The organism is Sporomusa sp. GT1 (assembly GCF_014634905.1).
Classification (GTDB): domain Bacteria; phylum Bacillota; class Negativicutes; order Sporomusales; family Sporomusaceae; genus Sporomusa; species Sporomusa sphaeroides.
In genome coordinates, this window is record NZ_BMBX01000108.1 from 1 (window position 1) to 224 (window position 224).

The 224-nt window shown below is 51.3% G+C and carries 1 protein-coding gene; it reads right to left on the bottom strand.

From position 1 onward, the window contains the following. Positions 1–224 (bottom strand): glycine/betaine/sarcosine/D-proline family reductase selenoprotein B (locus GT1_RS22035; protein ID WP_188400498.1); only part of this gene is annotated, 224 nt, incomplete at both ends.

Below are 224 nucleotides of genomic sequence, written 5' to 3' on the forward strand. Positions count from 1 at the left end.
CCGCCATGGGTTGTATAATAGCAGGGAGCTTCCAGGGCATTACTTGCACTGACATCATACTTGCCCCATTTTTGGGCACTGGCTGATTGGATTTTGTCCGGATTTCCCGCCGGAACAATACCACCGGTGGTGCACAAGGCAATGGTTGCCTTGCTTAACTCTTTAATGGCTGCGGCAGGAGCCACTACATCAAAAACCGGCATCGGCATTTCGGTTTCAAACGG